The sequence below is a fragment of the Acidaminobacterium chupaoyuni genome (assembly GCF_047936785.1).
Lineage (GTDB): Bacteria > Bacillota > Clostridia > Oscillospirales > Butyricicoccaceae > Acidaminobacterium > Acidaminobacterium chupaoyuni.
In genome coordinates this window covers 846,997-860,072 of the sequence record NZ_CP176394.1, presented here as the reverse complement: position 1 = coordinate 860,072, position 13,076 = coordinate 846,997, and the positions used below count along the sequence as shown (strand labels likewise).

General features: G+C 47.2%; 15 protein-coding genes and 1 tRNA gene. 3 read left to right on the top strand and 13 right to left on the bottom strand.

The window, feature by feature from the left end:
- Positions 1 to 2: 2 nt before the first annotated feature.
- From ACJA3I_RS04120 to ACJA3I_RS04080, 9 genes are all read right to left on the bottom strand, one after another.
- Positions 3 to 986 carry a hypothetical protein gene (locus tag ACJA3I_RS04120; protein ID WP_458863506.1) on the bottom strand — a complete coding sequence of 328 codons (984 nt, stop codon included), beginning with the start codon at positions 984 to 986 and terminating at the stop codon, positions 3 to 5.
- A gap of 10 nt (positions 987 to 996) precedes the next feature.
- Complete coding sequence (locus tag ACJA3I_RS04115) at positions 997 to 2,631, bottom strand: MBOAT family O-acyltransferase (protein WP_458863505.1); 1,635 nt, start codon at positions 2,629 to 2,631, stop codon at positions 997 to 999.
- 1 nt (position 2,632) lies between these two features.
- Entirely contained in the window at positions 2,633 to 2,863 is a 231-nt protein-coding gene (locus ACJA3I_RS04110) for a phosphopantetheine-binding protein (protein ID WP_458863504.1), read from the bottom strand.
- A 1-nt stretch (position 2,864) separates the two neighbouring features.
- Positions 2,865 to 4,052 (bottom strand): diaminopimelate decarboxylase family protein, encoded by a 1,188-nt coding sequence (locus ACJA3I_RS04105; RefSeq protein WP_458863503.1) that lies wholly within the window; start codon positions 4,050 to 4,052, stop codon positions 2,865 to 2,867.
- Between the two features lie 4 nt (positions 4,053 to 4,056).
- Positions 4,057 to 5,568: an amino acid adenylation domain-containing protein gene (locus ACJA3I_RS04100; RefSeq protein ID WP_458863502.1), complete on the bottom strand. Its 1,512-nt coding sequence runs from the start codon at positions 5,566 to 5,568 to the stop codon at positions 4,057 to 4,059.
- Between the two features lie 28 nt (positions 5,569 to 5,596).
- Positions 5,597 to 6,961 carry a sensor histidine kinase gene (locus tag ACJA3I_RS04095; RefSeq protein WP_458863501.1) on the bottom strand — a complete coding sequence of 455 codons (1,365 nt, stop codon included), beginning with the start codon at positions 6,959 to 6,961 and terminating at the stop codon, positions 5,597 to 5,599.
- A complete protein-coding gene (locus tag ACJA3I_RS04090; RefSeq protein WP_458863500.1) occupies positions 6,954 to 7,655 on the bottom strand; it encodes a response regulator transcription factor in 702 nt (233 codons plus the stop codon). Before ACJA3I_RS04090 ends, ACJA3I_RS04095 begins: the two co-directional genes overlap by 8 nt.
- Before the next feature lie 119 nt (positions 7,656 to 7,774).
- On the bottom strand, positions 7,775 to 7,975 hold the full coding sequence (locus tag ACJA3I_RS04085; protein WP_458863499.1) for a hypothetical protein: 201 nt from the start codon (positions 7,973 to 7,975) through the stop codon (positions 7,775 to 7,777).
- Positions 7,946 to 8,032: transfer RNA gene (locus ACJA3I_RS04080), tRNA-Leu, on the bottom strand. The genes ACJA3I_RS04085 and ACJA3I_RS04080 overlap by 30 nt, the downstream gene beginning before the upstream one ends.
- A gap of 300 nt (positions 8,033 to 8,332) precedes the next feature.
- On the opposite strand from ACJA3I_RS04080, the gene ACJA3I_RS04075 reads away from it, so the two are divergent.
- On the top strand, positions 8,333 to 8,767 hold the full coding sequence (locus ACJA3I_RS04075; protein WP_458863498.1) for an RrF2 family transcriptional regulator: 435 nt from the start codon (positions 8,333 to 8,335) through the stop codon (positions 8,765 to 8,767).
- Position 8,768: 1 nt separating this feature from the next.
- Positions 8,769 to 9,335 (top strand): NADH peroxidase, encoded by a 567-nt coding sequence (locus ACJA3I_RS04070; protein ID WP_458863497.1) that lies wholly within the window; start codon positions 8,769 to 8,771, stop codon positions 9,333 to 9,335.
- A gap of 120 nt (positions 9,336 to 9,455) precedes the next feature.
- Here the strand turns inward: ACJA3I_RS04070 and ACJA3I_RS04065 are convergent, their stop codons facing one another.
- The 3 genes from ACJA3I_RS04065 to ACJA3I_RS04055 form a co-directional block, all read right to left on the bottom strand.
- Positions 9,456 to 9,866, bottom strand: a complete 411-nt coding sequence (locus tag ACJA3I_RS04065; protein WP_458863496.1) for a hypothetical protein — start codon at positions 9,864 to 9,866, stop codon at positions 9,456 to 9,458.
- A 22-nt stretch (positions 9,867 to 9,888) separates the two neighbouring features.
- On the bottom strand, positions 9,889 to 10,248 hold the full coding sequence (locus ACJA3I_RS04060) for a hypothetical protein (protein ID WP_458863495.1): 360 nt from the start codon (positions 10,246 to 10,248) through the stop codon (positions 9,889 to 9,891).
- 118 nt (positions 10,249 to 10,366) lie between these two features.
- The gene (locus ACJA3I_RS04055) at positions 10,367 to 10,927 is read right to left on the bottom strand and encodes an SHOCT domain-containing protein (RefSeq protein ID WP_458863494.1); all 561 of its coding nucleotides are present in this window, start codon (positions 10,925 to 10,927) and stop codon (positions 10,367 to 10,369) included.
- 135 nt (positions 10,928 to 11,062) lie between these two features.
- On the opposite strand from ACJA3I_RS04055, the gene ACJA3I_RS04050 reads away from it, so the two are divergent.
- Positions 11,063 to 11,308: a helix-turn-helix domain-containing protein gene (locus ACJA3I_RS04050; protein WP_458863493.1), complete on the top strand. Its 246-nt coding sequence runs from the start codon at positions 11,063 to 11,065 to the stop codon at positions 11,306 to 11,308.
- Positions 11,309 to 11,445: 137 nt separating this feature from the next.
- On the opposite strand, the gene ACJA3I_RS04045 is transcribed toward ACJA3I_RS04050, so the two are convergent.
- The gene (locus ACJA3I_RS04045) at positions 11,446 to 12,579 is read right to left on the bottom strand and encodes a DUF4234 domain-containing protein (protein WP_458863492.1); all 1,134 of its coding nucleotides are present in this window, start codon (positions 12,577 to 12,579) and stop codon (positions 11,446 to 11,448) included.
- Positions 12,580 to 13,076 lie beyond the last annotated feature (497 nt).

Below are 13,076 nucleotides of genomic sequence, written 5' to 3'. Positions count from 1 at the left end.
CATCACGATTTTCCTTCGCACCTTTTCGGCGCGGGATCGGAAAGCGTATTGTTGAAAATTTTCAAAGCATCGTTCCAGCGGTCATAATCCCGGTCTTCTCTGTGGTTATGCAGCAGACCGGTATCGGATAAATAGCCGCCAAGATAAGTCGTCACTTTTTCGGCGCCGGAATGGTTCAGATGGTCGCCTTTATCGCGGGTATCCTTTTTCCAGTCAATGGGGATCTGCTTTTGCATCAGATTCATGTCGATATATTTCAGATGCAGTTCTTTGGCAAGCTTTTTGATGCTGTTATGCCGGGCCATGTTCCAGTTCATTGTGCTGGGTGTGCTGAGCAGGATCAGCTTTGCGCCGTTTTCTTTGCAGCAGGCTTTGATGCTTTCCACATATTCGCGGTTTTGCGGCGGAATCGGCGCGATCTCTTCCGTTTCCTTCATATAGCCGTCTGTTGACGCTTCATCGACCTTCGTTCCATAAAGATAACCTTTGGTGTTATCGACATGGGTATATTTGATGGAAAAACGCAGATCGTGCGATTTCAAAGATTTCCAGCGATCGTTATAGTTAAAAACGGGGAAGATCGCGCCCGCCTTGCGCAGGAGGATATCGCCACAGGAAAACTGGCGAAAGATCGCGTTTGTTTCCAATATGACGATTTTGGGCGACTGTCTCTTGAAGACCTTCTGCAAAAGCTCCTGCGAATAGAAAAGCTTCTGCGCGGGCGTGCCGCAGCAATAGGTGGTAATGCCGTGATCTTCCCATATTTTCAGCGGGATCATGGAACAATAGGTTTCGCTATCCCCCATGATGAGCACATCAATGGTGTTTTTCGGTTCGCTCAGGATGCCGTTTGCCATCGGGTCCTGCATGCCGTCGTCGCGCCCATTGTCTTTGGGAACCATGACCCAGGATGCAGCCGTCAGCAGCAAAGCCAAACCGGCAAAAAACGCGATGCCGCAAGCAGCGTGCTTTATGAAATTGCGCATGTCTGACCCCCTAAAACTGTGCATACATCGGGGCAACCGGCGAATAACCGTAACCATATGCACCGAAAATAACGATATAAAGAATCAACGCATAGAGAACCGCCCAGCGCAGAACGATGTTTCTCTTTGCAAGCGTTTCTCTGATGGAGATGCCCTTTTCATTCATCAGGCTGACCGTGAAGATAATGACCAGCGTAACGGCCACGATCATGAAATCAAGGCTGTCTATTCCCATTTTTTTGAGAAGTTCATCGCTCAGGGTGTGAAACGAGAACTGTGTGACCATCGATCTGAACATATAAAGCCCGGCCCGCAGGCCGTTGGCCCGGAAGAACATTTCACCGATGACCACCAAAATCGCGGTGCGGATCATCTGGAAAAGACGATAGCCGAACCATTCGGGGTTGATATGCAGCTTTTTATTCAGCCATTTTGCCGGGGGCGCGATGATATTCCCCCCCAGGATGAGCGTGAAATGATACATGCCGAAGAAAATATAGCTCCACGCGGAGCCATGCCACAGCCCGTTGCAAAACCAAACGCAAAACAGCGCAACGCTGCCCGCCAGAAGCGGGCCATAGTGGTTGCCCAGTTTTTTGCGTGCAGAGGAAGTCAGCTTTTTCATGGCTTTGGCCGTTGTAATGGGATAAAACACATAATCTTTGAACCATGTGCCCAGCGTGATATGCCACCGTTTCCAAAATTCCGATATCGTTTTTGAAAAAAACGGCCGTTCGAAATTTTCCGGCATGCCGACGCCAAAGATCTGCGCCGTGCCCATGACCGCATCCATCGAACCGGAAAAATCCATATAAAGCTGTATGGTATAGCAAACCGCGGCGATGGCGATGATCCCGCCCTCATACTCTGTGTAATTGGTAAAAACGCTTTGCACCATCTGGTTCAGCCTGTCGGCGATGACGACCTTTTTCAACATGCCGAACAGGATTCGCTGCATTCCCAGTGTCAGGTTCGAATATTCGATGGGCTTCACATTCCACAGCTGATCGGCTGTCTGGCGATAGCGGCAGATCGGCCCTTCCACGATCTGCGGAAAAAAGCCGAGAAACAGGGCCAGCCGAAAAAGATTTTCGTCAGCCTTCGTGACGCCGTGATAGACATCGAGAAGATAAGACACCGCCTGCAGGGTGAAAAAAGAGATCCCGATCGGCATCAGATAAACGGGGATTTCAAGCTGAACGGGAACGCCCAGATAGGAAAAAAGGTGATTGACATTTGCCGAGAAGAACCCCGAATATTTCAGCACCAGCAGGATGCCGATATGGAGCAGCACCGCCAGCACAACGACCGAGCGCTGGCGTGAACCAAACTCTTTTTTGATGGTTTTTCTTTCTTCCCCTTCCGCTGCCGCCAGCTGCGCGTGCATCTGGCCCTGCAGCCGATCCAGCCACAGCCCAAAATAATGCATGGAAAAGGTTGATAAGATCAGATAAACAAGAAGCTCGCCGCTGATGAGCCAGAAGAAAACATAACTGGCAGACAAAAGAAAATATTTCTTCCATGCTTTCGGCACCAGGCTGTATAAAACCAGGCAGAGCGGCAGAAAACCAACGAAATATGCCACAGAAAAGAAGGAGGTCAGCGAAGCCCCTTCCCCCGCAGACAGAAGGGCTGAAAGCGGCATTTTAGCACTCCTCTTGCAGGCGTTTGATCATGTTTTCGATTCGTTTGGCGGAATTGAAATTATCGGGAACGATCTCGACGGCGGGGATGGTGATATCATATTCTTCTTCCAGTTCGGCGATCAGCGATATCACGGAAAGGGAATCAAGATAATGCCCGTCGATCAGATCTTCGCAGTTTTCATAATCGACCCCCGGCTGAATATCCTCCAGAATCTCAATCAATTTTTCCATGTTAAAACATCCTTTCATAGTTTGGTGTGTTCAATTGTTCGGTTTCAAAGGCACGGCGGGCGCAAATTATGCTGCCGTCTTCCCTCATCAGATAAATTGCCGGCAGATCGCGGCTTAAAAACAGCGAGATCCCCTCGGTCATGCAGTATGCGCCGGTGTTTTCAAAGCACAAGGTATCGCCGATCTCAATATCGGGCAGGGGGATCTGTTTGGCGATAATATCATGCATCGAGCAAAGCGAGCCGCAGATGGCCCATGTTGATCCACTGTTGATCTCTGTTTTTCCCACCACCGATAAAAACGGGTGTTTCATGGCCATATGCTGGCCGAAATAAACGATATGATGCATTCCGCCGTCTACCAGCGCATAATTTTGCCCTTTGTTTTGCTTGATGTCAACAATGTGCGTGTAATATTTTCCGCATGAGGCGGCGATGCTTCTGCCCAGTTCAAGGGTGATCCGCGGTCTTGCGGTCATATTGTTCAGCAGCTCCGAAAAGCTGCCCAGCAGTTCTTCTTCCTCCAGTTCATCCGAAACAAAATAAGATACCGGGAAGCCGGGGCCATATTCCAGTTCTTCCGGCACATAATCAAGCTCTTCTTTCAGGCGGAGCAGAAAAGCTTCCAGATAGTCTATTTCGCGCCTGAGCTTTTTCAGCGAAGTCTTCTGGGTTCCCGAAAAGAACTGGATCCCCAAAACATGCAGGAAAGGATGGCCGCTTCGGCCCGCTATGATCTCTTCGATGTCGGCTTCGTTCACGCCGAACTGGCTGTCGTTGGTCAGCCGAAGAAGAAGGCGCAGTTCGCGCCGGTATTTTTCTGAAAGCCGGCAGAAAAGCCGATATTGGCAAACGGATTCCACCGTGAAGACCCCGTCGAACCGTGGATCGGCCACCATGGCTTCCATGACATCCGGCGTTTTATAGATGCCGGATATGACCATTTTTTCGCTCTCGATGCCGAGGGTCTTGCAGATGCCGGCCTCACCGGGGGAGCAGATCTCGAACCGATCCAGATCGTCTTTGATCTCTCCGGCGATAAAGGGGTTGGCTTTTACGGCGTAACAGAGCGCCGTTTTCTTTGGCAGGCTGTTTCTCAGATATTGAATGCGCTGTTTCAGCCTGCTGATATCAAAAACATAAAATGCCGACTGATTTTCTTCGATCAGCCTTTCCTCATTTTTGTTCACTGCTTCACTCTCCAATCATTTCGCAGATTTTCTTTCGATCGATCTTGCCGTTTTTGGTCAGCGGCATTTCTTCCAGTTTTCGAATAAACCCGGGCACCATAAACACAGGCAGCGTTTCGCGCATGATCGCATGCAGCCTGTTTTTTTCGGCCGCGCCCACATAATATCCTTTCAGTTTTGACTTGTGCTCATCAAAAACGCAGAAGCACCGATCCACGCCTTCGATGGCGGCCATGGCGCGCTCGATCTCTTCCAGCTCGATCCTGTGCCCCAGATATTTGATCTGGTTGTCAGAGCGGCCGCAAAAGATCAGTTCGCCGTCGGCATTATATTTTCCAAGGTCGCCGGTAAGATAGACCTGTTCGGGATAAGCGCTGTTGAGGGGGTTCTGGATAAACGCGGCCGCCGTTTTTTCCGGCAGATGGTAATAACCAAGGGCCAGCGCCGTTCCTCTCACCATGATCTTGCCGATTTTGTCGGCCGCGGTGATCTTTTCGTTGTTTTCATCCAGCAGAAACACATCTTCGTTGGGGAAATGCCGGCCGATGGGGATAGCCGCCGAATAATCGCGGCCCTTCTCTAAAATATGATAGGTGCAGTTGCAGGTGATCTCTGTGGGGCCGTAAAGGTTCACATATAAAGCATCCGGCAAATGCTTCTGCCACTGGCACAGATGCTTATAGGGCATGACCTCTCCGCTGAACAAAATTTTGGAAACGGTGCCGGGGGTTTTATATTCCAGCCCATGAAAGGTGCTGATGAGGCAGAGCGCCGACACCGCCCATATCATCGTGGTGATGTTGTTTTCGCAAAGATAATCGATCAGTTTGACCGGCGCGGAGAAGAACCGGCGCGGAACGATCACCAGCGTGGCGCCCGTTTTTATGGCGGAATAAATATCCTTCACGGAAACATCAAAATCAAACGGCGCCTGATTTGCGATCACATCCTCTGGCCCGATGGAAAACAGATCGGTAAAACAGCCGATGAAATCGATCACGCTTCTGTGCGCCACCGCGATCCCTTTGGGGATGCCTGTGGAACCGGAAGTGAAATTGAGATAAAGCGGGTCGGTATCGATGGCCTGATCTCTGATGGCTTTCAGCCTTGATCCGTCGATCTCGCTTTTTCTCAGTTCTTCCGCCGTGAAAACGATCGCATCGGGGAACAGCTCCACCGCTTTATCCTTCAGATCGGGGGCCGCGATCAGCACTTTCGCTTTCAGAACCGATTGTATCTGCTGCAATCTCATATCCGGCAGTTCCGGGTTCAGCATGGAATAAAACGCGCCGGCATACACGATGCCGAAAAAAGCGCACAGCGCATCGATGCCTTTTTCCATATAAACGCCTACCGGGGTTCCGGCGGCCGCGGTTTGGGCCAGAGCGGAACCGATTTTTTGGCTTTCCTCTGCCAGAAGGGCATAAGAAACAGACCGTTCTTCCTCTTTCACGGCGATTTTATCGGGATATTTTGATGCGCTGTTTTCCAGAAAATCCAACACATTGTTTGTCATTGCTTTCTCACTTTCCGGCTTCATGCGTTTAAATATTTTCCGCTTCCAAACCGAAGCGCAGGCAGATCAGATAGAGATTGCCGCTTTGCGATATCGAACAGTCGCCGTTCATCTTGTGCATCATGAACCGGATGTTTTCAACACCCACCTCTGTGCTGTCCGGTTTTTCTTCCAGCCGCCTGATGTGATTGGAAAACCCGATCTGCAGATCGTGGTCATCGCCGCCGACTTCCAGCGTGACGGGGAAAGCCGGGTCTGCATATTTCAAGATGTTCGAACTGATGTTGTCAAAAATGCGGTTGATATAATCTGAAGACGCAGAAGTCCTTCGGGGCGGCCATTGGATATCCGCTTTCACTTCAAACCCGTTTTCTACAATATATCCTACCATATTTGATAAACTTTCTTCGAAAATAGTACGAACGAATGCAGGTTCTTCAATAACATTTCGGCTGTCCTTTTCCAGATAGAACCGTTCAAAAAGCTGATCGGTCATCTGTTTGATCTGTGCGACCTTTCGCCGGCTTTTTTCAAGATAAGCGTTCAGTTCCTCCTGGCTTTTATATTTTCCGGTGTGGATGAGATCAAGATAGAGGGCCAGGGAAGTAAGCGGCGTGCGCAGGTCGTGGGATACCGCCGCGACCAGATCATAATTTGATTTCACGGCGGCGGCTTCCGTTTTGATGTTTTCGGAAAGGGCGATCCGCATCTGGTTGAGGCTGTCGGCAAGCGAAGCCAGTTCATCATGCCCTTTCACAGAAACGGGGAAATTCAGCCCGCCCGTTTCAAGCACCTTGATCTCTTCTTCCAGCTGGATCACATAATTGATCTTCCGCCGCATCAAACAAATAAACACGGTGCATAAAACAGCGGCCGACAAAATGATCTCGCCGATCAAGGCGATATCATAGATCCACCGGTCAAAATAGCCATATAAAGAAACGGTTGCGCTGCCGTCTGAAAACGCGATCTCACGCTTGAAAAACCAGCTGTTCTCGCTGTAACTGCTGTCGATATACTGATCCTGTTCAGAAGAATTCTCTGTCAGCCTGTCTTGATCGGTGGCGTTCTGCCAGGTGAACCGAAGGGAATCATATAAGGTTTCACCGCTGCGGTTGATATAAATGATGGTGATGAGCTTTTTGTTGGAATCGCGCCAGCCGTCGATGGCTTCGCTGTCGGAGGCGGCGATATTGTTTTTGGTCACATACGCTTCGAAAGAATCCATATATTTCGACAGCTGTTTGCCGATATAGGCGCTTTTGGCGAAATAATCATCCAGAATTGCAGAGGATACCCGATCCATGACCAAAAAAGTGAGAACAGCCGCGCCAAAAGAAATCAGCAGAGCGATCAAAAACTGCGTTTTCAGCCCATATTTTCTTTTATTCAAAGCGATAGCCCTTTCCCCAGACGGTTTTGATATGATCGGGAGCATCCGGCCGCTTTTCGATCTTCGCCCTGATCTTTCGGATATGCACCATGACCGTGCTGTTGGAACTATAAAGATAATCTTCCTGCCAGATGCTTTCATAAAGGTTCTGGGCCGAAAAGATCTTTTTGGGATATTTCATCAGCAGAAGCAGGATGCGATATTCCAGATCGGTAAGATCGATCTCTTTTCCGTCAACGGTGGCTTCGTTGAAATTTTCGTTGATGGCAATATTGCCGATGCGGATGATCGAATTTTCGGCCGCAGCCGGGTTTTCCTTTTTGCCGCTGTATACCTGATAGCGGCGCAGCAGCGCTTTGACCCGCCCAAGCAGCTCGGCATAAGAAAACGGTTTCACCAGGTAATCGTCTCCGCCGGCCATCAGCCCGATCAGCTTATCCGATTCATTTGATTTCGCCGTGAGAAACAGCACCGGCACCACAGAGATCTTTCGAATCTCTTCACAGGTCTTCAGCCCCGAGATGCCCGGCATCATCACATCAAGAATGACAAGGCTGAACGAATCATCGAACTTCGCAAGACCGCTTTTCCCGTTGCAGGCTTCCGATATGGCATATCCTTCGCTTTCCAGAAGAATGCGCACGCCCTCGCGGATATCCGCATCATCTTCAACGATCAAGATTTTTGTGTTCAATATCGATCCCCCCTCCCGAAACGGTTATGTGATATTTATGATACCGTAAAATTATTAAGATCTGCCTACCAAATATCTAAACATTTCTAAACTTGCACAATCCATTCTATACCAAAGCTTCAAATACTTCTACAGGATTCGCCGCCGATCGAAAGATTTTTTGCCGATTTTTTCATGCGGATTCCCACGGAAAAATCGGCATGAAAAAAGGGCTGTCTGAAAAATTCAAACAGCCCTTCGTTGCCATGGGGAAGAAAAAGAAAAACAGAGTCGTAAAAACGACTCTGTTGTGGTGCGGATGAAGGGACTTGAACCCCCACGAAGTTGCCCCCACTAGCACCTGAAGCTAGCGCGTCTGCCGATTCCGCCACATCCGCATATTTTCTTGTTGTTCTCGGTGAGAACGATATTTATTATACCATGCTCGTTTCAAAAGTCAACATCTTTTTTGCATTTTTTCATATTTCCCTGTTTTTGCTTCTTCGTGCTGTTTTTTGCCGGCCGTTTTCCCCCTTATTTTCCCCGCCGTTTATTATATAATAAGGTGTCTTTCTGGTTTGTTTCCGCTCTTTTTAAAAACATTACGATTTTAGTATATTTTTTAGAAAAACCTATTGACATCCGCCAAATAGGAATGTATACTAAATGCGTAAACAAAACGAACCGGTGGTGAGAACATGAAAATAACAAGAGAAGCGGATTATGCTGTGCGCGTCGTTTATACGATCATGTGCTGCGGCGATAAGATCAGCGCCCGCGAAATTGCAGAAGGTTCCGGCGTTACCGTTCGTTTTGCCTTGAAGATCCTTCACAAGCTTACCGGCGCAGGGATCATCCAATCTTACAAGGGTGTTAACGGCGGTTTCACCTTGCTGCAGACCCCCGAAGAAATTTCCATCGGCCAGATCATCGAATGCATCGACGGCCCCTTCGAAATTTCCCATTGCTTAAGCGAAAACGCCGAGTGCACGCGGATGAAAGACAAAACCATGTGCCAGTTCCGCAAGATCTTCGATAAAGTAAGCCACGATCTGCGCGACGAGCTTTATGCGATCAAAATGACCCAATTCCAAATAAAGAAAAATGAAATGAATCAACAGGAGGAAATGTAAAATGAAAAAGTTTGTATGTCCCGTTTGCGGCTATGTTTTTGAAGGCGAAAATCCCCCCGAAAAATGCCCCCAGTGCGGTGTTCCCGGCTCTAAGTTCACCGAGCAGAAAGCCGAAATGACCTGGGCCGCAGAACATGTTGTGGGCGTTGGCAAAGTTTTCGGCGCCGATGTTCCCGAAGAAGCTCAGAAAGAAATTCTGGATGGCCTGCATGCAAACTTCACAGGCGAATGCACCGAAGTCGGCATGTATCTGGCGATGAGCCGTGTTGCTTATCGTGAAGGTTATCCCGAAATCGGCGATTATTGGTATAAAGCCGGCTTGGAAGAAGCAGAGCATGCTGCAAAGTTTGCCGAGCTGCTGGGCGAAGTGGTCACCGATTCCAGCAAAAAGAACCTGGAAATGCGCGTAGAAGCCGAAAACGGCGCAACGATGGGCAAATTCGAACTGGCAAAACTGGCCAAGAAATATAACCTCGATGCGATCCATGACACCGTTCATGAGATGGCCCGCGACGAAGCCCGCCATGGCAAGGCCTTTGCCGGCCTGCTGAAGAGATTCTTCGGCTAATAAAAAACAATAAGCAAGAGGGAATCACAAAAGTGGTTCCCTCTTTTTGTTATGCAAAGAAGGAGCAGGACACGCGCCCCGCTCCTTCTTGAAAACTTGATAATCCAAAATGAGATAAGATTAATAAAACTTCTTTTCGGTATTTGTTTCTGGATTTTTTTCAGCCGCCATTTGATTAAGCTCTTGAAGTGTGAATTCTTTCCCCACTAAATCTGCTATTTTAGAATTACCTGCATCCTGTACCCTCATGTAAATAACACCGTTTTTCTTACCAGAAAGTTTCTTCAGCAACCCCGTTGTCGTAAGCATCGTGTTATTAAATCCGGTCACATCGGGTACAGGGGCGCTGATAACGCAACCGCATTGTTCACATTTAAACAGATACAGGTTGCCCTCTAACTTCATTTGCATTTTCTGGTCAATGCTCCAATGAGGGTTGTCTGTTCCACAGAGCGGACAAACTTTCACATTCCGGTCAATAAATCCCTGTGGAACGCTCCCGGCAAATCCTTCCATGCGCTTGAATGCCATAACCATTCCTCCCTATAATATTTTATAAGCCAACCATCGCCGAAATAATGAAATACAGGATGGCGCCGCCAATTAGAGTAAATATGGAAATTGCTATATAGTTGATCCCAAATTCTTTCGCCCGCTGCACATTTGCTTTCGCTGCAACGGAAGCAGATTTTACAACAGGAAAATCATTCTCAACAGATACACTGGCTGAAAAATCATTTCTTATCATTGCACCATAGCCATTTTGGGAGTCAACAAACCCGTTTACCTGATACCCTCTGTCGTCGTCACCGACGATTGAAATTAAATTGACAGGAAATTGTGCAGACGCAGGGCTTTTAAGTTGTGCGCAGATTGCCGGTTTAACAGCAGCCATAATCTCTTCGTTACTCATGGTTTTACCATTCCTTTCAATTTATAAGTTCGTTTTGTGCATTCGACACGCGCCCCGCGCTGACCGCCGCTTCATATTCATGCACATAGCGGGATTGCTCCCGCTCCTTCAACATCCGTTACAAGCCCAGCAGCTGTTTTTTCTTCGCATCAAATTCTTCTTGTGTAATAGCACCGCTATCCAACAACTCTTTATATTTTGCAAGTTCATCAGCTTCGAACACTTGTTTTACGGCGACTGTTTCTTTGGGAATTCCTGTAATAAGTGTTGACCTTTTTAAAAAGCCAAGAATGACAACACCTAATCCTAATGCCAGAAGCAATATTCCAGGGAAATCTTTAGATGATACAATAACAAATCCATTCATTTCGCCTTGCACTGTAATTACGCAATATATCAATACAAAAAACCAAAAAATCGGCAATCCGCTATGGATTTTTGCGTCTTTATGGTCACTTTTGACAACAATCGAAACCACGCACATAGCAGCTAAGATTGCAGTCAGAACATAAAGCACATAGGTTGTAATGTATCCGTTCATTAGAGAAAGTGCCGACATATGACCTGGGGTTGGATTCGTTGCGCTTATATGATATGCATCAATCGTTGGCATTTTAAGGATAATAAAAACGGCCAATATAAAAACCAATTGAATTGTGTTTGTGATTTTCTTTTTCACAGATTTCCTCCTTCAATCCCATATTCACGGGAACATATTGAATACAATAGTATTATACATCAATCTTTGTTTGAGGTCAAGTGACCTCAAACAATTCTGTTCCTCTTGCTATCATATTAGCAAGGGGGTGATTGCGTGGTTAGTGCTGAATTAGTCGGTGGTATTATCCAGAAATACCGAAAGAGTAAAGGAATGTCCCAAGAAGTATTGAGCGGCCTTGCGGGATTGGATAGAACGCATTACAGCAAGATCGAGCGCGGCCTGCGCAGTCCCACAATAGACACGCTTTTCAAAATTGCTCATGCCTTGAACATACCGCCGCATGAAATTATGAAAACCATAGAAAATGCAGTCCAACAGCAAGACGATAACGGCAAATAAAAACTACGCTTCCGAGCGGGATTAGCCACGCATTTGCGGCTGCCCGCTCGTTTTTTTATTTTCTCCCGAAACAGACCCGTCGCCCAGGCACCTGTATTGTAAGGAGCAGGACACGCGCCCCGCTCCTTCAATGTCAGTTACAAACCCAGCAGCTGTTTTTTCTTCGCATCAAATTCTTCCTGCGTGATCACGCCGTTATCAAGAAGATCTTTAAATTTTTGCAATTCTTCGGCTGTGCCGAGTTTCGGCGAGGGTTTTTCTTCATAATAGCTCTCCCCCATTCCGTCTTTCTGGGCCACGATAGAATTCATTTTATCCTGCATCAAAATCGGCGGGATGATGGGCACGAAAATGCTCAAGATCAGGCAAAGCGTTGCAAGATCGGAAGCCATTCTTTTTTCTCTTGCCATTTGGTCGATACGCTGGGCTGTTTTATAAGTCCAATAGATATTATAAAACGGGATGAACATACACAGCAGCAATTTTGTGGTAGGGTTGCGTTTTTCCTCATTCCTCACCGCGTTTGTATAACCCGTCATTTTATAGATCCAGATCAGATACCATATTCCACAGGTGAACAGCAGCAGCAAAATATGTTTAACAAGGCCGCAATAGGCTTCGTCGGAACAGGCATGGCTTTCTCCGGCGGAATAGGAAGGCGCTTCCGAAGAGGCTTTCTCAGGCATTCCCGCCGGAAATTCCACCCACATGGCGACCAAAAGGGCACCTGCGGCAAACAGAAATTCGCGAAAACCGCTTACAGATCTGCCATATATCCAATAATGGCTAAAAATTCGAATCATCAACCGCAGGATCAAAGCGAAGACCGGCCCTGCCGCCAGCAGCGCCGCCGGAACGAACCACAATTCTTTTGCCTTGGCTTTTATCTGCGGAAGATAATTTGTCAATTCCGCAAAGCAAAAAACCGAAAGAGCAATGCTGCTCAGCGCAATCATCAAATACGGCAGAACGCAGAAAAAGCTAAACCTGCCATTGCCCATAAACGCATCTATTCTGTAAGCGCCAAATGAGAACCCTCTGAAAAACAGAAGCAGCTTTAATAATGCGGGCACAGCCAGCGCCACACCCAGATAAAGATCTCTTCTTTTCGTAAAAAGCAAAAATGCCGTGCCTGCATAAGAAAGCGAGTAAAACAGCGTATAGATGCTGAATCCATAGCGGAAATACACCAATTGCAGAACCGTTAAGATCGCAAATATGATACCGGCGATCAGCGAGAAATCCGTGTTGCTTTTCTTTACTTCTGCCATAAAAATCAACCCCCTCATTCCCCCAAAGGGAAATGACCCTCTTTTTTCTTGATGATGCGGCTGAATAAGTCTTGTTTTTCTTTTCACATACCGCGAAAAAGCTAAAAAGGCTTGCCCACCGCATTTCAGCGCAAAACAGCCCTCTTATCACAGCAAATGATATAGCTCTTTTCAGGAATGAAAAAGCTATCTCCCGTTCACCCCCCGCCTTGCATGATCTTCTGTAAAAATAGGTGTTTTGCACAGTTCTTTTTACATTTTATAATATACTTTCGTTCATATTTGTCAACCGCATCCGTCAAATTTCCCCTTTTTTTGCGAATTTTTTGACAATACTTTTCTGCCCTGTTTCATCCATGTGCGATTGCATCAGCTCTTTGCCGTAAAAGCATTTTCAGTGCCCCGAATATTTTCTTTTATCTTTTTTCAGCAATAGTATCGCTCCTTAATTTATGATATAATAACCGCAAAGCGGTTATTATACTTTATTTCATCTT